This is a genomic window from Candidatus Accumulibacter contiguus (assembly GCF_012940005.1).
Taxonomy (GTDB): Bacteria; Pseudomonadota; Gammaproteobacteria; order Burkholderiales; family Rhodocyclaceae; genus Accumulibacter; species Accumulibacter contiguus.
In genome coordinates this window covers 40716-59048 of the sequence record NZ_SPMX01000009.1, presented here as the reverse complement: position 1 = coordinate 59048, position 18333 = coordinate 40716, and the positions used below count along the sequence as shown (strand labels likewise).

The window sequence follows — 18333 nt, the reverse complement described above, 5'->3', positions numbered from 1 at the left end:
AAGCCACGATCGTTTCCCTCAAGTCCTCTCCCGCGCGTGGGCAAGGGGAATCCTTCGACAAGGCTCAGGTCAGGATTCGTCAGCCGCTGGCGCGACTTTCAGGGTAAGCGCACCATGACCCACTACCTGTTCATCCTTGTCGGCGCCGTTCTCGTGAACAACGTCGTGCTCGTGAAAATCCTCGGCCTGTGCCCGTTCACGGGCGTTTCCAAGAAGCTGGAAACGGCGTTTGGCATGGGTGCGGCGACCACTTTCGTGCTCACCGTGGCGACCGGTGCCAGCTATGTCATCGACCACTACCTGTTGATGCCGTTCGGGCTCGAATACCTGCGGACGCTTTCCTTCATCGTCACCATCGCCGCCATCGTGCAACTGACCGAAATGGTGATCCAGAAGACCAGCCCCTTGCTGCACCAGGTGCTCGGCATCTACCTGCCGCTGATCACCACCAATTGCGCGGTGCTCGGTGTGCCTTTGCTGAACATCGCCAACAAATATGACTTCGTCGAATCGCTGCTGTTTGGTGCCGGCAGCGCCATCGGCTTCTCGCTGGTGCTCGTTCTCTTCGCCGGCATCCGCGAACGCGTCGAGGGCGCCGATGTGCCGACCCATTTCCGGGGAACGGCGATTGCCATGGTCACCGCTGGCCTGATGAGCCTGGCGTTCATGGGCTTCGCCGGGCTGGACAAGTATCAATGATCATCACGCTGGCGATCATGGCGCTCGGTGCCATCGTCCTCGGTGCCGCACTCGGCTATGCGTCGATCAAGTTCAAGGTGGAAGGAGATCCGCTGGTCGAGAAGATCGAAGCGATCCTGCCACAGACTCAATGCGGCCAATGCGGTTATCCGGGGTGCAAACCATACGCAGCGGCCATTTCGGCGGGGGAGGCCGACATCAACCTGTGCCCGCCAGGCGGCATGGATGGTGTGCGCAAGCTCGCCGACCTGCTCGGTCGCGAAGTCAAGCCGCTGGAAGTCGAGGAGAAGCCGAAACAGGTGGCGATCATCGACGAGGCGACCTGCATCGGCTGCACCCTGTGCATCCAGGCCTGCCCGGTGGACGCCATCGTCGGCGCCGCCAAACAGATGCACACCATCATCGAATCGCTGTGCACCGGTTGCGAGTTGTGCATCAAACCCTGCCCGGTCGAGTGCATTCACATGCAGCCGATCACCGAGAATCTCGACAACTGGAAATGGAAATATCCGGTGATCGAAATCAAGCGCGCCGCCTGAATTGCCCGCAATGCTCCAGCACCTCTTCGGCTTCAAGGGCGGCGTCAAACCGCAGACCAACAAGGCGCCTTCGGTGCAGGAGCCGATTGGCCAGGCGCCGCTGCCGGCGCGCCTGTACGTGCCGCTGCACCAGAGCATCGGTGGCGTGCCGAATCCGCTCGTTCAGGTCGGCGAGCCGGTACTCAAAGGGCAATTGATCGGCGGTGCCGACGGCTGGGTGTCGGCAGCCGTGCATGCGCCGACCTCCGGAACCGTTCTGGCCATCGAAGAGCACGTTGCTGCGCACCCTTCGGGGCTGCCGACGCTGACCGTGGTCATCGAGCCGGATGGCCGTGACGAATGGATCTCGTGCACACCGCTCGATTACCGGAGCCTGCCGCCCGAGGGCGTACGCGAAGCGCTGCGCGATGCCGGCGTCGTCGGCCTTGGCGGCGCCGTCTTTCCGAGCCACGCCAAGCTCACCGCGGCCAGGTCTGTCGCCGTCGAACAACTGGTCATCAACGGTGCCGAGTGCGAGCCTTTCATGACCTGCGACGACCTGCTGATGCGCGAGCGCGCCGAGGAAATCGTGCGCGGAAGCGCGATCTTTCGTGAGCTGCTGGCGGCCAGGCGAGTGCTGATCGGCATCGAGGACAACAAGCCGGAAGCCGTCGCGGCAATGCAGGCAGCGGTGCAGCGACTGGGTGAGGATCATGAAGTGGTCGCCGTTCCCACCCGCTACCCGGCCGGCGGTGCCAAGCAGTTGATCCGCGTCCTGACCGGCAAGGAAGTCCCGGCCAGCAAGCGCTCGACCGAACTCGGCGTGCAGTGCTTCAACGTCGCCACTGCCTATACCGCGTATCGGGCGCTGGCCTATGGCGAGCCCGTGATCTCGCGCATCGTCACGCTGACTGGCAACGTCCTGCAGCCACGCAACTGGGAAGTACGGCTTGGTACGCCGCTACGCGACCTGGTCGCGCTCGGCCAGCCGAAAGCCGACACCAACAAATACCTGATGGGTGGGCCGATGATGGGCTTCGAGATCCCGGACCTCGCTGCGCCGGTGGTCAAGGCCACCAACTGTGTCATCGCCGGTTCGCCGACGCTGTTCCCGCCGAGTCCGCCCGAGATGCCGTGCATCCGTTGCGGCGCCTGTGCCGAAGTCTGTCCGCACGAATTGCAACCGTTCGAGTTGTACTGGTTCGCGCGCGCCAGAAACTTCGGCAAGACGCAGGAGTATTACCTCTTCGACTGTATCGAATGCGGCTGCTGCAGCTACGTTTGCCCGTCGCACATTCCGCTGGTGCAGTACTTTCGTTTTGCCAAGAGTGAAATCTGGTCGCGTGAGCGGGAAAAGCAGGCGGCAGAAGCCGCCAAAGCCCGCTTCGAACTGCGCAATGCACGCGCCGAGCGGGAACAGGCCGAGAAGGCCGATCGCCTGGCCAGGGCCAGCACAGCCCGGAGCAGCGAACGGAAGCCGGCCAGCGCTGTTGCGAGCGCAGCGGTCGTTGAAGCGGGCGTTAGCAGCGCCCTGGCCAGCGAACCGGCCGTTGTCAGCTCTGCGGCCGATGCCGATGCGCAGAAGAAGGCGACCATCGTCGCGGCGATGGAACGTGCCCGTGCCCAGCGCGCCGCCGTCCAGCCCAGAAATACCGGGCAACTCTCTGCCCAGCAGCAGCGCGAAATCGCCGCCATCGAGGCGCGCCGCGCCGCCCTGCAGGCAGAGTCGCCGCTGAACACAGTGACCCCACCGGAGCGGGCAGCAGAATGACGGAGTTCTCGACTCCTCCTTATCTGCTCGGGCAAAGCAGCGTGCGGCGGGTGATGCTGCAGGTGCTGATCGGCCTGTTGCCTGGAATTGCCGCCGGTGTCTGGCTGCTCGGTGTGAGCATCGTCTTGCAGTTGCTATTGGCCACGCTCGCCGCGCTGGCCGGAGAGGCGCTGATGCTCTGGCTGCGCGGCAGGCCACTCGCCCTGTTCCTCAGCGATGGCAGCGCGGTCGTCACTGCCTGGCTGATTGCCCTGGCTTTTCCGCCGCTGGCGCCGTGGTGGCTGATCGTCGTCGGCACGCTGTTCGCGATCGTCGTCGCCAAGCATCTCTATGGCGGACTCGGTCAGAATCCCTTCAATCCGGCGATGATCGCCTTCGCCGTGTGCATCGTTTCGTTTCCGGCGCTGATGTCGCAGTGGCCGGCGCTCGGCCTCAAGCTGACCCTGATCGAGCAGTTCAAGCTGATTGCCGGTCTCGCACCGCGTATCGACGGGATGAGCGGAGCGACTCCGCTGGATGCACTCAAGACCGCCCTGAAACTCGGCGATGGCGCGGTCGACGTGCCGACGCTGCTGGCGACGCAGGACGTTTTCGGGAACTTCGCCGGGCGTGGCTGGGAATGGGTCACTACCGGCTATCTCGTCGGCGGGCTGTGGCTGTGGCAGCGCAGGATCGTCACCTGGCATGCACCGCTCGGTTTCATCGGCGGCCTGTCCTTGCTCGCCGCCGTACTCTGGGTCTGGAGCCCGCAACAGTTTGCCAATCCGCTCTTCCATCTGTTCTCCGGCGGCGCGATGCTCGGTGCCTTCTTCATCGTCACCGACCCGGTTTCCGGATGTACCACCAACAGGGGCAAACTGATCTTCGGCTTTGCCGCCGGTGTGATGGCCTACATCATCCGCGTTTTTGGCGGCTATCCGGACGGCGTCGCTTTCGCCGTGCTGCTGATGAACCTCTGCGTGCCGCTGATCGACAGGTACACGCAACCGCCGATCTTCGGCATGAAGAAGCAGTAATGACGCTACCGCAGAAGACGCCCAGTGCGGCCAGGATGGCGGTGCGCACGGCGCTCATCCTGCTGATTTTCGTGGTGGCGTTCACCAGCCTGCTGGCTGCCGCTTTCCTGTCGACCCGGACGGCGATCGAGGCCGCCGCCGCAGAGGAAAAAATGAAGCTGATCGCTGAAGTGCTGCCGCGCGAACTCTACGATAACGACCTGCTGAACGATCATCTGCCGCTGCCGCCGAGCACTGCCCTCGGTACCGACGAAGCCACGACTGCCTACCTGGCACGCAAGGCCGGCCAGACCAGCGCGCTGGTTTTTGAAGCGGTCGCTCCCGATGGCTATTCCGGAAAGATCCGCCTGTTGATCGCCGTCGCCGCCGACGGAACGCTGCTCGGCGTCCGCGTCACGCAACACAAGGAGACCCCAGGCCTGGGCGACTACATCGATCCGAGGAAGGACAAGAACAAGGAGCACCCGTGGATCCGGCAGTTTGACGGTCTCTCGCTGGCGACGGTAGCCGACCGCGAATGGCGGGTCAGGAAGGACAAGGGTCGCTTCGACTCGGTCGCTGGCGCGACGGTGACGCCGCGCGCCGTGATCAAGGCGGTGCACAAGGCCTTACACTACGTTGCCGAAAATCGCCAGCAACTCTTGCATGTAAAAGTCGCGTCAGCGACTCACGAATCTCCCCTCCCCCCTCGCGGGGGAGGGGTCGGGGGGAGAGGGAAACGGTCATGACTTTCACGATCGAGGGTGCCTGGAAAAGTCATGACCGTTAGCGCGAGCGCAGGAGGAGAGAAATGATCAGTCGTGAAGAATTCCGCCAGATCGGCGCCAACGGCATCTGGCACCAGAATACCAGCCTGGTGCAGATTCTGGGCCTCTGCCCCTTGCTCGCCGTGACCACCAATCTGGTCAACGGCGTGATGCTGTCGCTGGCGACGATCGTCGTCATGGCCATCGCCAATGTTGCCGTCGCATCGCTGCGAAACCTGATCCCGCACGAGATTCGCATCCCGGTCTTCATCCTCATCGTCGCCGCGCTGGTGACCGTTGTCGATCTGCTGTTCAATGCCCAACTGCATGAGTTGTACCTGGTTCTTGGCATCTTCATCCCCCTGATCGTCACCAACTGCATCGTGCTGGCGCGTGTCGAAGCCTTCGCCAACAAGAATCCGCCACTGCAAGCGGCATTCGACGGCGTCTTCATGGGCGTCGGCATGTTGTGGACGCTTGCCCTGCTCGGTGGGCTGCGCGAACTGATCGGCGGCGGTACGCTGCTGGCCGGTATCGACATGGTTTTTCCGGCGCTGCAGCCCCTGCAGTTGCTGCCGGCCGACTATCCCGGTTTTCTGCTGGCAATGCTGCCACCTGGCGCCTTCATCCTGCTCGGCTGCCTGATTTCCTGGAAAAACTGGCTCGAAGCCCGCGCCGCTGCGCGCCGGCCGAAATCACAGCCACCACTGCTGGCGCTCGGCGATGGCGTCTGAGTCGGCGACGATGAACCGTGTTCAAGCCCAGGAACTCTTCGCCCGCCTGCGCTTGGCCAACCCGGAACCGACCACCGAACTGGCCTACGCCAGCACCTTCCAGTTGCTGATTGCCGTCATCCTGTCGGCACAGGCCACCGACAAGAGCGTCAATCTCGCCACCCGGCAGCTCTTTGCCGACGCGCCGACGCCGCAGGCGATACTGGCGCTCGGCGAAAGCGGTCTGGCCCCCTACCTCAACCGCATCGGCCTTTACCAGGGCAAGACCAGAAACATCCTCGCCACCTGCCGGCAGTTGCTCGAACAACATGGCGGCGAAGTCCCGCACTCGCGCGCAGCCCTCGAAGCGCTGCCGGGGGTCGGTCGCAAGACTGCCAATGTGCTTCTCAACACCGCTTTCGGCGAGGCCACGATCGCCGTCGATACGCACATCTTTCGAGTCGCCAATTGCACCGGGCTGGCCCCCGGCAAGACTCCCCTGGCCGTCGAACGTGCGCTGCTGCAGGCGGTACCGGAGGAATTCCTGCATGCCGCCCATCACTGGCTGATCCTGCACGGGCGCTACGTCTGCAAGGCGCGCAAGCCCGATTGCTGGCGCTGCAGCATTGCCGATCTCTGTGCCTACCCGGAGAAGACCAGTGCTCCGCCCGGGCCGCCGCCCCGATGAACGCCGTCACTGCTCCGATCCCCCGCGCAGCCTGGAGAAGCCATGTTCAATCCCAGCCGTGAACAGGTCCGCCAGTTTTTCTGCGAAGCCTGGCGTAAATACCGCGAACGTGCGATTCTCGAAGGCGCCGAGGTCACGGCTGCCGACCTGATCCTGCATCACCCCGAATACCACGCTCTGCTCGAAAACCCGGCGCTGGCGCTGGAGCAGGAGTTCACGCCCGAGAGCGGGCAGATGAATCCCTTTCTCCATCTCTCGCTGCACCTCGCCATCGCCGAACAGATCAGCATCGACCAGCCACCGGGAATTCGTGCCGCCTATCAGGCCCTGCGCACCCGCCTTGAGGTGCATGCCGCCGAACACGCGTTCATCGAGTGTCTTGGCGAGGCGCTCTGGCGTGCGCAGCGGCAGGGTGGGGCAATCGATGCGGCGGCTTACCTGGATTGCTTGCGGCAGACGGCGAGCCGCTGAAACGCCACAGCCTGACCCTTGTCGGGACATTTGCGGGTAAAATCAGACCGTCACTGAGAGGATTCCCGCCATGCGCTTTTCCGGTTCCGATACCTACGTCGCCACCCGCGACCTGACCCTGGCGGTCAACGCCGCGATCACCCTGCAGCGCCCGCTCCTGATCAAGGGCGAGCCGGGGACCGGCAAGACCATGCTCGCCGAAGAGGTGGCTGCCTCCCTGGGCTTGCCGCTGTTCGAGTGGCACGTCAAATCGACGACCAAGGCGCAGCAGGGGCTCTACGAATACGATGCGGTGTCGCGCCTGCGCGACTCGCAGCTCGGCGAGGCGAAGGTTGCCGACATCGGCAGCTACATCGTCAAGGGCATTCTCTGGCAGGCGTTTGAATGCGAAACGCCATCGGTGGTGCTGATCGACGAGATCGACAAGGCCGACATCGAATTTCCCAACGATCTCCTGCGCGAACTCGACCGCATGGAGTTCTTTGTCTACGAAACCCGTCAGCAGGTGCGTGCGCGCCACCGACCGGTGCTGTTCATCACTTCGAACAACGAGAAGGAACTGCCCGACGCCTTCCTGCGTCGCTGCTTTTTCCATTACATCCGCTTTCCCGACAAGGAGACGATGACCAGGATCGTCAACGTGCACTTCCCCGGCCTGAAACCGACACTGCTGTGCGAAGCACTGGAGGTCTTCTTCGAACTGCGCGAGATTCCGGGTCTGAAGAAAAAAACCCTCGACCTCGGAACTGCTCGACTGGCTCAAGCTGCTGCTGGCCGAAGACATTCCGCCGGAAGTGCTGCGCAGCAAGGATCAGAAGTCCGCGATCCCGCCACTGCACGGCGCGCTGCTGAAGAACGAGCAGGACGTACACCTCTTCGAGCGCCTGATTTTCATGGCGCGTCAGAACCGCTGAGGCAAATCGGGCAGCAACGATGCTGATCGACTTCTTCCTGCACCTCAAGGCGAGCCGCCTGCCGGTATCGATCAAGGAATTCCTGACCCTGCTCGAAGCGCTGCAGCAGCATGTCATCGAACAGAGCATCGACGACTTCTATGTGCTGTCGCGTGCCACCCTGGTCAAGGACGAGACCCATTTCGACAAGTTCGACCGTGCTTTCGGCGAGTACTTCAAGGGAGTCGAGGCACTGCCGGGGATGGACGTACTGATCCCCGAAGAGTGGCTGCGGCAGGCGGTCAAGCAGCATCTGAGCGACGCCGAACGCGCCAGACTCGAAAAGCTCGGCTGGGACAAGCTGATGGAAACCTTCAAACAGCGCCTCGCCGAACAGAAGGAGCGACATTCCGGCGGCAACAAATGGATTGGCAGCGGCGGCAGCTCGCCGTTTGGACACGGTGGCACGCATCCCGAGGGAATCCGCGTCGGCGGCAGGAGCGAGAACCGCTCGGCGGTCAAGGTCTGGGAGAAGCGCGAATACCGCAACCTCGACGATCGTGTCGAAATCGGCACGCGCAACATCAAGGTCGCGCTGCGCCGCCTGCGCCGTTTTGCCCGCCAGGGCGCTCCCGACGAGCTCGACCTCGAAAGCACGATCACCGGCACCGCGCGCAACGCCGGCTGGCTCGACCTGCACATGCGCCCGGAACGTCACAACGCCGTCAAGGTGCTGTTGTTCCTCGACATCGGCGGCTCGATGGACGACCACATCCGCGTCTGCGAAGAACTCTTCTCGGCCTGCCGCAGCGAGTTCAAGCACCTCGAACACTACTATTTCCACAATTGCGTCTATGACCGTCTGTGGAAGGATAATCGCCGTCGCCACAGCGAGCGCATCGCCACCCAGGACGTGCTGCACAAATACGGCAATGACTACAAGCTGATCTTCGTCGGCGACGCGTCGATGAGTCCTTACGAGCTCGTACAGCCCAACGGCTGCCTCGAATACAACAACGCCGAACCCGGCGCCACCTGGTTGCGCCGCCTGGCCGAAACCTGGCCGCACGCGATCTGGCTCAACCCCGAGTCGGAACAGTCGTGGCCATACCGGCAATCGACCTCGCTGATCTACAACCTGATGGGGGGTCGGATGTTTCCGCTGACACTCGATGGGCTGGAGCGGGGAATGAGGTTGTTGAGCAAGTAGGGGCCATGGCCTGCGGAAGGCCTGGCGCTGAAGGGGAGGGCGGCGATGCCGCTCGGTCGGTCCGAAGTCCGACGTTGGCCGCTGATGGCAGAGTGGCCTGGATGGCAGCCCCGAGCATTCCGATTCCGGCGGTCGGTTTTTACACTCCGCGCAAAGCCCGCTTCCCGCCCTTGCTGGGGCTTTCCGCGCGATTGGCTCGCTCCTGGAAGCCCATTGACGGCTTCCGGGTGTCGAAATTTTTTTACACTTGGCGAGCGGTATCGATAATCATCCGCACCAGAAAACAAACAACAGATTGAATTAAAAAATAGATAAATCATTGGCTTGATTCCCGGAGATCGCCTTATTCAGAGATGTCAGGAATCTCTGGCGAGTTGCAGCAGTCCTTGCCGTCATCCGCGGAGGGTTCGCTCCGGAGGACCGTATAACCGTGAGTTCGCAGAACACGCATGGCCTTTTCGAGCTTCTTGATCTGCCGCCGAGCCGTAGCAAGATCTCGGGCTTGTGAACCATGGGCGTCGCTAGCGAGTTCGTAGCCCTGGTACCGCAACCACTCAATGATCGTTGCCAGGCCCTTTCGGCCGATTCCCTCGGCCCGCTCGAGGCGCCGATGACCAAGGCCGGCCACCTCACCGGGAGTAAACTCGGGACGATCAAATACCTTTCTCAGCGCATTGCGTTGCATGGTCGGCAATTGCCAATGGGCCGGCAGCTCGCAGGCAGGGGAATCGCCGGTGCTTGATCCGGCGCTCGTCGTCTCTGGTGTTGCGTGATGCGACATCCGATTGACCCTCAATCCACCCCCGGATGCGGTTCGCTCGCCTACGTCTGAACGCTGCTTGCAGCGGGAAGCGGCAACAAGGCCCTGGCAATCTGGCAACTGGTCACGGCACCCCAGGCGATTCGACGATCAAAGAAACCCCAAGATTATGCAGGGAGCAACGGCAGGCAAAGTAAGAATTTCTTATAACCATATTTGCCGAAGCCAATTTCCGGCAGCGCTATTCGCGCCACCTCGGGATCCGGCGCGAGTCGGCAGAATCACTATTTGCTTATGGGAAATAAATCGTTTGCGATACTCCTGGTGGTTGGCATCATGCGCCGCTTGTCGGCCCGTTTCGGCAGGCCTGGAAAGGAGAAGAGCATGAACGACAAAGCGAGAAGGTGACATGGCGAGCCACCCGAGCGCTCTCCTCGCAATGAGTCTGACCCTGGCTGCCAGCGGGGCTTTGGCGCAAGCCAATGACGCCGCGAACGTCGGCGGCCCTTCCAGCCTCCCGGCAGCGATCCCCTTATCAGCGTCGAATGTGCGGCCGTTCACTCCCAACACCATGATGGACCCGATTACGCCAGAGGCACGGCGAACGTTTCTTCAGACGTCGCTGGCGCAGTCACCGCTTTCGATCCGCGAACTGATCAACCTGGTGACCTACAAGGTCGCAGCGCAGCCGGGTCTTTCCTGGGATGATGTCATCACCTCCATGAAGCTCCGGGCAAACAAGATCAACCTGAAGTTCATTGGTACCCACCCGGTCCACAAGGAAATCGAGGCGATGACCGGCAAGCCGACACCCAGGGTCGAGATCTACCACTTCTGTGACGCGCTGCTTGCCCGGGAACTCCTCGATTACAGTCTCGAGTTCGCGGCTTTTCTACCCTGCCGCATCGCCGTCGTCGAGGACGCGCAGCGAAAGATCTGGCCGGAGAAAAAGGTGCCGCTGGTGGTGGAGGGCTCCGGTGGCGTTTCGAAAGAGGCGTCGGTCGAGGAAGGTCTCTACACGCGGGCCTGGGCGACAAGCATCTGGAAAGACACCCTGGGCTGATCGACAAGTCCATGGATATCACCCTGATCGTCCCGGGTCTGCGCAACAGTGGGCCAACTCATTGGCAGACCTGGTTCGAAAGCACGCTCAGCGATACCCGGCGGGTTGAGCAAGCCGACTGGAACCAGCCCGGTCTTCCCGAATGGGCGGCACGCGTGCGCGCAGCCATCGACGCCCAGAGCAAGCCGGTGTGGATTGTCGCTCACAGCTTTGGTTGCCTCGCAACAGTCAGCGCCGGTCTGGTCTGCCCCACCCGTATCCGCGCGGCCCTGCTCGTGGCACCTGCCGATCCCGAGCGTTTCGGGGCAGCGGCCGAGCTCCCGGAAGAGCGACTTGCCTTCCCCAGCCTTGTCGTCGCCAGCAACAACGATCCGTGGGTAAAGCGCAGCGTCGCCGAACACTGGGCAGGCGTCTGGGGTAGCCGCTACCGCAACCTTGGCGACGCAGGTCACATCAACGTCGAGTCGGGTTACGGCGCATGGCCGGAAGGCCTCGCCCTGTTCCATGAACTCCGACGAACTTAGGGCCCGCCGGGGCCCTTTGGCCCTCGCTACCGGCGCAGCATGCCGGTTTCGTCCACGCGGCGCAGGGCCGCGAGTTCCTCGGACGATGGCTCGGAGACGACGCGGACGTCGGCCGCCACCTTTAGATCCCAGCCGGTATTGCTCAGAATCTCCTCGGCACCGGAAAATGGAAAATAGGCGTCGAGCTGGAATTCGCGGCTTTGCGGGTCGGGCCGCAGGATGCCGAGGGTGGTGATGATTGCAGAGGGACCGCCACCGATCAAACCCACCTGTTCACGGGCGTCGCCACCGTCGAGGTAACCCGGTGATGTGACGTAGCTCACCCGGTCCACGAAGCGTTTCGGCTCATGGCTAACCATGATCAGGTACCGCTTGGCACCACAGGCGATGTCGTTGGCGCCGCCGGCGCCGGTCAGGCGAGTCTTCGGTGGGCGGTATATTTCGCCGATCGGCCCGTCCCAGATGCCGGTCGTGTTGACATTGCCGAAGCGATCGACCTGAGCGGCGCCGATGATACCGACGTCGCAGCGACCGGAGGCGACCAGGCAGCCGAGGGCGTCCAGGGCACTGGTGAAGCTCACCGCATTGACCGCCAGGCGATTGCATTCGATCCCCCAGGGCAGGCCGCCAACCGGTCTCGCGCCATAGACGCCGCCTTCGGTCATGGCGCGGACGCCGGGAGCGTGATGGGCCTGCGCGAAGTAGCCGGCGAGCATCGACAGACCCACGCCGAAGATGGCCAGTTCGCCATCGCGAATCTCGCGGCCGGTGGCGATGGCCATCATCTCCTGGCGGCTGTAATCGGTAGTCATGTGCTGGCCTCCGCGGTGAGGGCCAGCGCTTCGGCATGGGGAAGCAGCCAGCGCCGGTAGGGGTCAAGCAGGAAAGCGGTCGCCCCGTTCGAAAGTTCGCTGATCGTCTCGCGGCCGATCAGGTCGAGATAGCCATCGAGATCGGCGTAACTTTCGACGTAGTCGCGGATGTAGGCGGCCGTACCATCGTCGCTACCGAGAGCTACGTTCATCGCCTTCATGTGGGCCTCGTCTACGTCGTGCATACCGGGCGAAGCTTGCGGCCAGGCAGCAAACGGCCAGTAGACGACGGCTTCGACGACGATCCCGGGGATGCGCACGAGATTCGGATACTGGCGCATGCAGTCGGTGTCCACGATGGCATCGGCCAGCAGAACGACTCTTCTCGCCGCCCGCGACAGTTCGAAGCGGCTCCACTCCGTGCCGAGCATGATCGCGTCGCCCTCCGGATCGGCGAGCGTCACGTGGATCGCCGCCAGATCAGGACGCAGCGGCGAGAAAGCGCCGATCTGCTTCCCCGAAAAGGGATCGGTCACCGAAGGTATCTTGTTTGGATTGGGGTGCACGTCGGGCTCGAAAGCGCGCCGGTATTGCAGGTCCGAGCCGATATTGACCGTCGCCGGAACGAACGGCCAGTTCAGCGCACCACCCAGCAGGCGCAGCGCCATCGCCAGATTCGAGAAGTCCTCAAGGACCAGTCTGCCCTGCTCGATGGCCCGCCGCAGGCCGTTGGCAAAGCCGAAGCCCTCCAGCCCGCTGAAACCACATTCTGCCCGGGTCACCGCGCCTGCCGCTGCCAGCAGGTTGAGTTGCTGGGTGTTGGCGTGAAAGATGGCGTGCAGTTCGCGGCGCTGCTGGCGCAACAGTTCACGCCCGAAGACGATGGCATCCGAACCGACCGGCAGGGCCGCACCGCTCGCGTACTGCATGCCATCCCAAGTGTAGCGGCGAACGGCCTCGGCAAGGGTAATCAGTTTGTTGGTGGGCATTCGTCCATCTCTTCAGTTGGCACGCGCAAGTCGCTGCGCTATTGCTGGTCCGCCGGAGCCTTCAGCCAGCAGGTGGGCCAGGTCGCTGCGCAGGTCGGCGACGCTCTGGCCGAACGGGGCGAGGCCGCGCAGGCGACCGTTGGCATCAAACAGGAAGACACCGGCCGTATGGTCCACGGTATAGCCCGCACTCGCCGACGGTCTTTTCTCCGCCACCAGTTGCAGGTAGAGCGGCAGACTGCCGGCGGGAGGAGAGGCGTACAGCGCCCTCTCCTGACGAGCGGCAGGGTTGCCGCGGGCAGCGTTCCGTGGCACGAACGGAAAGTCTTCGAACTTCGCCCGCACAACGTAATCGGCGAGGTCGCGTAGCCCGGCTTGATCGAGAGTGCCCGTGTACCGGTAAGAGAAACTGCCGTCACTCGCGAAGAAGACGAAGGACGGCGTCGCGACGGCGCGAAGGCGTTTGGCGAAATCGGCGACCGTCGTGGCACGCCCCAGTGCGTCGATGATCGGCGCAGAGCGCGAGAGGTCAAGACGAACCGTCCGGAAGCGGCCTTCGATCAGCTTCTCCGTGCGCCGGTCACGATAGGCGGTTTTCTCCATTTCCCGGCAGCCGGGGCAATCCGGGAGGGTGAGGACGACAGCCAAGCGCTTCCCTTCCGCGTGGGCTGCCTCCGCCTCTTGCTGCAGATTGTCAGCGCTTCGCTCGAAGAGCGCCGCCTGCGACCCGCCGCCGACCAGGTAGAACAGCAGGCCGGCAGCGACCTGCAGGTATGTCGGAATCAACGGACGGAAAGGGTGACGCCGCATGCTATTTCAACCAGAACAGCGACCGCCGGCGGACGCCGTCGAGAAGCGTCATCGCCAGGAATGTCACCAGGCCGGTATACAGGATCCCGGCAACCATCTTGGGATAGTCGGCAAAATCCGCGTAATACTGGACAAAGCGGCCGAGGCCGGCGTTGGCGCCGAACAGTTCGGCGACGGTCAGCAGGATGAACGAGAAGGCCAGGCCCACCGCCATACCCGTGAAGACATGCGGCAAGGCCGCGGGAAAAACGACGCGCCGCTGGTACTCGAAGCGAGTCAGGCCGAGGATGCGGGCATTGTCGCGATAACGCTGTTCCAGCGCATGCGCCCCGGCAACGGCATTCTGGAAGATCGGCCAGAAGGCGCCGATGAAGACAACGAAGATCGCCGACAGCTTGAAGGTAGGCAGGATGGCGATCGCGTACGGGATGTATACCGTCGGCGGCACTGGGCCGGCGACCTTGGCGAAGGGCAGGAAGATCCGCTGTAGCCGCGCTGACGTGCCCACTGTCAGCCCCGAGACGATGCCAAGCAGTGTTGCCAGGGCGAAGCCGGGGATCAGGATGGTCAGCGATGACAGGGTCCCCGCCCATAGTTCGGGCAGCGATTCCCACAGTGCCCTGGCAGTGATCAGCGGCGACGGCAGCAGCGGGTTGTCGCCCAGCGGCAGATGGACTGAAGCGACCCACCAGGCCAGCAGCAGTACGATCCAGACCGAAACGCTTGCCAACGCACGGCCCAGCCAGCCGGGTGCCGGACCGGGCTCAGCCGATGCGGCAGGCACCGCTGCCGGCACCTGCAGGTCCACCAGGGCAATAAAGTCACTCATCGGTCATCCTCCTTGTTGCCTTGTTGAATTGCAGCGGGCGGGCTTCAGGCGGCTTTGAGCCGCTCCAGGGTATCCTGCACCAGCGTCGCCGCCACCTGTTCCCGCAGCGCATGCAGGCTGTGACTGTCGAGCAGGCTACGCCGCTCGCGTGGTCGCGGCAGTGGCACCTCCAGGTCGGCGATCACCCGACCCGGTGACGACCCGAGGACGACCAGGCGATCGCCGAGGTAGATCGCCTCGTCCACATCATGGGTGACAAAGACGATGGTCTTTCTCGGTGTCGCGACTTCCCAGACCTCCAGCAGCAGGTCCTGCAAACGAGCACGGTTCACCGGATCGAGCGCCCCGAAGGGCTCGTCCATCAACAGCAGCGGGGAACCCAGGGCGAGCGCACGGGCAATCGCGGCGCGCTGGCGCATGCCTCCCGACAGTTCGCCCGGGTACTTGCCGATCGCTGCTTGCAGCCCCAGATCCCCGAGGTATCTGGCGGCCTCCGCCAGCCGTTCGGCTTTCCTGACCTTCGGCTTGGCCTTGGCGATCGCGATCTCGATGTTATCCACCACCGACAACCAGGGAAACAACGCGTAATCCTGAAAAACCACGCCGCGCTCCAGGCTGGTGCCGACCACCGCCGCGCCATTCCAGGTCAGGCGGCCGCTGCCGACTGGATCGAGGCCCGCCGCCAGCCGCAGCAAGGTGGTCTTTCCAGAGCCGCTGGCTCCCAGCAGGCTGACGAACTGACCCTCCGGAATCGTGACGTTGATGTCCTGAAGGACCTGCGTCGTGTCGTAGGCGAAGCCAACGCCCTCCAGCTTGAGGCCAGGGCTCATCACGCGTCCTTCTGCTTGAATTCTCTTTGCAACTTCTTCCAGAAGGGATCGCCCGGATTTTCCCTCGCCAACTGGTTCAGCACCTTCTCATACACACGCACGTCGATCGCGGCGTCGAGGTCGGGCTTGGCGGAAATGAACTCGCTATTCACCATCACGTCGGCGAAGTGCTTGACACCCTTGACATCCGGGTCGCTCGACTGGTCAAGATACGGCGAGTAGTAACCGCGCCACAGCAACTGGCGGTCGATCTTGACGTAATGAGCGATCGATTCGATGGTCTCTTTCTTGTTTTCGGCAGCGAATTTCTCGGCTTGCAGGATGGCGCGCAGGAATTTCTCCCAGGTGACCGGGTTCTTCAGGCTGGCCTCGGTGACTACCAGGCGACAGCACGGATGACCGGGCTGCAGATCGGTGGAGTGAATCACCACCTTCAAGCCCTGATCTTCGGCCCGTAGGTCGTGCGGTCCCCACACCAACCCGGCGTCCACCTGGCCGGACTTGACTGCCTCGATCACCGCCGGCGGGTTCTTCAATTCGAAGATCTGGACGTCGGTCTTCCAGTTGAGACCCTTGTCCTTGAGGGCGCCGCGCAGCACGGCATCCCCGGAAGCCATGCGTACGGTGGCGATCTTCTTGCCCCTGAGATCGGCCACACTGGCGATCTTCGCTGCATTCGCCGGCGTCGCGATCAGTGCGGCATCGCCACCCATGATGCCGCCGATGATCTTGATCTTGGCACCCTTGGCAATGTGCGCCACCGGTGCGGTGGTACCGAAGGCGCCGATATCCAGTTTGCCGGCAACGATGGCGTTGAGGCCGTCGGCGGAATTCTGGAATTCGATCAACTCGACCTCCAGCCCTTCCTTGGCGAACAGGCCCTGCTCCTTGGCGACAAAGAACTTGGCGTGGCCGGTCACCGGCAGATAGCCAACCTTGAGCGCTTCCGCCGTGGCGTTGCCGAGCCCCGTTGCCAGGGCCAGGGCAGGTAGCAGGCAGCGCAGGGTTTTCAACTGGATCATCGCGTTCTCCTGAGAGTGGGGAAATTCAGGATGGAACTCTAGCGTGTCCAACAAGCGACAAGAACGATTGTTTCATTCGTTGCTTATACCCCACAGACTATTAGCGCCATTCCGTTATAAGCAACGCAGTTTTTCTTCGTTCGCTGTCACAGACCCTGCGGTTAGAGTGCTGCCCACAGGCCGGCGCCATCACCACGACGGCTGGTTTTCCATGTCCAGGAGACTTCGATGCTTGCCACTGCCCAACCCGACTTTGCCCCGATCGCGACGGAATACGACTCGGATGCTGCTGCGCACGACGCCGACCTGCACGGCATCCTCGCCGCAGCGACCGCGCGTGCCGCGCGCGAGAACCTTCCCTACGCCGGTACGATTCCGCCGCACGAGGCCTGGACTTTGGCGGAGGCGGGGGTCGCCATTCTCATCGACGTGCGCACCACCGAGGAATACAAGTACGTCGGTCACGTGCCCGGTACTCCACTGGTGCAATGGCAATCCGGGGCGGCTCTGACGAAGAATCCGCGCTTCGCCCGTGAACTCGCAGGCAAGGCCGCCAAGAACGACGTGATTCTCCTCATTTGCCGCAGCGGCAAGCGCTCGGCCGCGGCCGCCGAAGCCGCTACACGCGCTGGCTTCCTGCGGGTGTTCAACGTTCTGGAAGGCTTCGAGGGCGAGATTACTGCCGACGGACAACGCGGTGTGACCGGTGGCTGGCGCTACCATGGCCTGCCCTGGGTTCAGGACTGAGCGTTGAGGAAAAACGATTGATGAACGCAACCTTTCGTTCACTACCCGATCCGTCGAACTCGGCGCTCTCGGGTCTTGACGACATCGTCCGCGATCTGCGCGCTGCTCGTGAGCGCTGGCGCCTGGCGCAGCACCGCGCCCTCGAATCGGGCGCCCGCGAGTTTCCTTCCCGTGACGCTCTGCGCGACATCGTCGAGCGGCTGTGCGGCGCACTCTTTCCGATGCGCCTTGGCCCGCCCGATCTGAAGCAGGGACACAGCGAAGATTTCTATGTCGGCCACACCCTCGACATCGCGTTGCGCAGTCTCGTAGACCAGGTGCGCCTGGAATTGCAGCATGTTGCCCGGCACGACCCGGAGGTCGACGCCGCGACCATCGAGAAGCAGGCGATCGAGGTCGTGCGCCAGTTTGCTGCCGCTTTGCCCGACATTCGTGTCCTTCTCGACAGCGATGTCGAGGCCGCCTACCGTGGCGATCCGGCTGCTCGCAGTGTCGATGAAATCGTTCTCTGCTATCCAGGGACGCTGGCGACCATTCACCACCGCCTGGCGCATACCCTGTACCGGCTCGGCGTGCCGCTGCTGGCCCGTATCGTCGCCGAACTCGCCCACTCCGCCACCGGCATCGACATCCACCCTGGCGCCAGTATCGGCAGCAGCTTCTTCATCGATCACGGCACCGGCGTCGTCATTGGCGAAACCGCAGTCATTGGCCAGCGGGTTCGTCTCTATCAGGCGGTTACCCTCGGTGCCAAACGCTTCACCGTCGATGCCGACGGCGCCCTCGAGAAGGGCTCGCCGCGCCATCCGCTGGTCGAGGACGATGTGGTCATCTACGCCGGCGCCACCATCCTCGGCCGCATCACGATCGGCCGGGGCTCGTCGATCGGCGGCAACGTCTGGCTGACGCACAGCGTTCCGCCGGGGAGCATCGTCACCCAGGCGTTTGCCAGGAACGAGATTCTCGAAGACGGCGGCGGCATTTGAACGGCCTCAGCGACCGCTTCCCGGTCGTCGTCCGGCAGTTACGTCAGGCGCACGGCTGGTCGCAGGAGCGTCTGGCGGAAAAGGCCAACCTCAACCGCTCCTACGTCGGCGAGATCGAGCGCGGCATTGCCTGTCCTTCGCTGATCACCGCCGACAAGCTGGCACGAGCGCTGGAGGTCGACCTCTCGGCTCTGGTCGCTCGTTGCGAGCGTGGATAGCGCTCGCCCGAAGTCAGC

Annotated in this window: 21 protein-coding genes and 1 pseudogene; 15 read left to right on the top strand and 7 right to left on the bottom strand. The window is 63.2% G+C overall.

Going from position 1 to position 18333, the window contains the following annotated elements; translation table 11 throughout:
- The first annotated feature begins 114 nt into the window (after positions 1-114).
- From rsxA to E4Q08_RS04395, 10 genes and pseudogenes are all read left to right on the top strand, one after another.
- Complete coding sequence (rsxA, locus tag E4Q08_RS04440; RefSeq protein ID WP_169069491.1) at positions 115-699, top strand: electron transport complex subunit RsxA; 585 nt, start codon at positions 115-117, stop codon at positions 697-699.
- Positions 696-1238: an electron transport complex subunit RsxB gene (gene rsxB / locus E4Q08_RS04435; RefSeq protein ID WP_169069490.1), complete on the top strand. Its 543-nt coding sequence runs from the start codon at positions 696-698 to the stop codon at positions 1236-1238. Before rsxA ends, rsxB begins: the two co-directional genes overlap by 4 nt.
- A gap of 10 nt (positions 1239-1248) precedes the next feature.
- On the top strand, positions 1249-2988 hold the full coding sequence (gene rsxC, locus E4Q08_RS04430) for an electron transport complex subunit RsxC (RefSeq protein WP_169069489.1): 1740 nt from the start codon (positions 1249-1251) through the stop codon (positions 2986-2988).
- Positions 2985-4004, top strand: a complete 1020-nt coding sequence (locus E4Q08_RS04425) for an RnfABCDGE type electron transport complex subunit D (RefSeq protein WP_169069488.1) — start codon at positions 2985-2987, stop codon at positions 4002-4004. Before rsxC ends, E4Q08_RS04425 begins: the two co-directional genes overlap by 4 nt.
- Complete coding sequence (gene rsxG / locus E4Q08_RS04420; RefSeq protein WP_169069487.1) at positions 4004-4732, top strand: electron transport complex subunit RsxG; 729 nt, start codon at positions 4004-4006, stop codon at positions 4730-4732. Before E4Q08_RS04425 ends, rsxG begins: the two co-directional genes overlap by 1 nt.
- 62 nt (positions 4733-4794) lie before the next feature.
- On the top strand, positions 4795-5484 hold the full coding sequence (locus E4Q08_RS04415; RefSeq protein ID WP_211203303.1) for an electron transport complex subunit E: 690 nt from the start codon (positions 4795-4797) through the stop codon (positions 5482-5484).
- A gap of 10 nt (positions 5485-5494) precedes the next feature.
- Positions 5495-6151, top strand: coding sequence for an endonuclease III (gene nth, locus E4Q08_RS04410; RefSeq protein ID WP_169069486.1), 657 nt, complete (start codon positions 5495-5497; stop codon positions 6149-6151).
- Positions 6152-6193: 42 nt separating this feature from the next.
- Positions 6194-6622, top strand: coding sequence for a DUF1841 family protein (locus E4Q08_RS04405; protein ID WP_169069485.1), 429 nt, complete (start codon positions 6194-6196; stop codon positions 6620-6622).
- A gap of 70 nt (positions 6623-6692) precedes the next feature.
- Positions 6693-7536: pseudogene (locus E4Q08_RS04400) on the top strand (AAA family ATPase).
- 19 nt (positions 7537-7555) lie between these two features.
- Positions 7556-8725: a vWA domain-containing protein gene (locus tag E4Q08_RS04395; protein ID WP_169069484.1), complete on the top strand. Its 1170-nt coding sequence runs from the start codon at positions 7556-7558 to the stop codon at positions 8723-8725.
- Positions 8726-9068: 343 nt separating this feature from the next.
- Here E4Q08_RS04395 and E4Q08_RS04390 read toward each other — a convergent pair whose 3' ends face one another.
- A complete protein-coding gene (locus tag E4Q08_RS04390; protein ID WP_169069483.1) occupies positions 9069-9506 on the bottom strand; it encodes a hypothetical protein in 438 nt (145 codons plus the stop codon).
- Between the two features lie 388 nt (positions 9507-9894).
- On the opposite strand from E4Q08_RS04390, the gene E4Q08_RS04385 reads away from it, so the two are divergent.
- Positions 9895-10548: a DUF302 domain-containing protein gene (locus E4Q08_RS04385; RefSeq protein WP_169069482.1), complete on the top strand. Its 654-nt coding sequence runs from the start codon at positions 9895-9897 to the stop codon at positions 10546-10548.
- 11 nt (positions 10549-10559) lie between these two features.
- Complete coding sequence (locus E4Q08_RS04380) at positions 10560-11072, top strand: RBBP9/YdeN family alpha/beta hydrolase (protein ID WP_169069481.1); 513 nt, start codon at positions 10560-10562, stop codon at positions 11070-11072.
- A gap of 26 nt (positions 11073-11098) precedes the next feature.
- Here E4Q08_RS04380 and E4Q08_RS04375 read toward each other — a convergent pair whose 3' ends face one another.
- Genes E4Q08_RS04375 through E4Q08_RS04350 form a run of 6 tightly spaced genes read right to left on the bottom strand, consistent with a single transcriptional unit; the run spans position 11099 to position 16364 of the window.
- On the bottom strand, positions 11099-11884 hold the full coding sequence (locus E4Q08_RS04375; RefSeq protein ID WP_169069480.1) for a CoA-transferase subunit beta: 786 nt from the start codon (positions 11882-11884) through the stop codon (positions 11099-11101).
- Positions 11881-12873 (bottom strand): CoA transferase subunit A, encoded by a 993-nt coding sequence (locus E4Q08_RS04370; protein ID WP_169069479.1) that lies wholly within the window; start codon positions 12871-12873, stop codon positions 11881-11883. The genes E4Q08_RS04375 and E4Q08_RS04370 overlap by 4 nt, the downstream gene beginning before the upstream one ends.
- Before the next feature lie 12 nt (positions 12874-12885).
- Positions 12886-13683, bottom strand: a complete 798-nt coding sequence (locus E4Q08_RS04365) for a thioredoxin fold domain-containing protein (protein ID WP_169069478.1) — start codon at positions 13681-13683, stop codon at positions 12886-12888.
- A gap of 1 nt (position 13684) precedes the next feature.
- On the bottom strand, positions 13685-14512 hold the full coding sequence (locus E4Q08_RS04360) for an ABC transporter permease (protein WP_169069477.1): 828 nt from the start codon (positions 14510-14512) through the stop codon (positions 13685-13687).
- Between the two features lie 44 nt (positions 14513-14556).
- Positions 14557-15342, bottom strand: a complete 786-nt coding sequence (locus E4Q08_RS04355; RefSeq protein WP_169069476.1) for an ABC transporter ATP-binding protein — start codon at positions 15340-15342, stop codon at positions 14557-14559.
- Positions 15342-16364, bottom strand: a complete 1023-nt coding sequence (locus E4Q08_RS04350; protein WP_169069475.1) for an ABC transporter substrate-binding protein — start codon at positions 16362-16364, stop codon at positions 15342-15344. Before E4Q08_RS04350 ends, E4Q08_RS04355 begins: the two co-directional genes overlap by 1 nt.
- 228 nt (positions 16365-16592) lie before the next feature.
- Between E4Q08_RS04350 and E4Q08_RS04345 the strand changes: the two genes are divergently transcribed.
- The 3 genes from E4Q08_RS04345 to E4Q08_RS04335 are packed head-to-tail and all read left to right on the top strand — an operon-like array spanning position 16593 to position 18315.
- The gene (locus tag E4Q08_RS04345; protein WP_169069474.1) at positions 16593-17111 is read left to right on the top strand and encodes a rhodanese-like domain-containing protein; all 519 of its coding nucleotides are present in this window, start codon (positions 16593-16595) and stop codon (positions 17109-17111) included.
- Positions 17112-17131: 20 nt separating this feature from the next.
- Positions 17132-18097, top strand: coding sequence for a serine O-acetyltransferase EpsC (gene epsC, locus E4Q08_RS04340; RefSeq protein WP_169069473.1), 966 nt, complete (start codon positions 17132-17134; stop codon positions 18095-18097).
- The gene (locus E4Q08_RS04335) at positions 18094-18315 is read left to right on the top strand and encodes a helix-turn-helix domain-containing protein (protein ID WP_169069472.1); all 222 of its coding nucleotides are present in this window, start codon (positions 18094-18096) and stop codon (positions 18313-18315) included. Before epsC ends, E4Q08_RS04335 begins: the two co-directional genes overlap by 4 nt.
- The last annotated feature ends 18 nt before the right edge of the window (positions 18316-18333 follow it).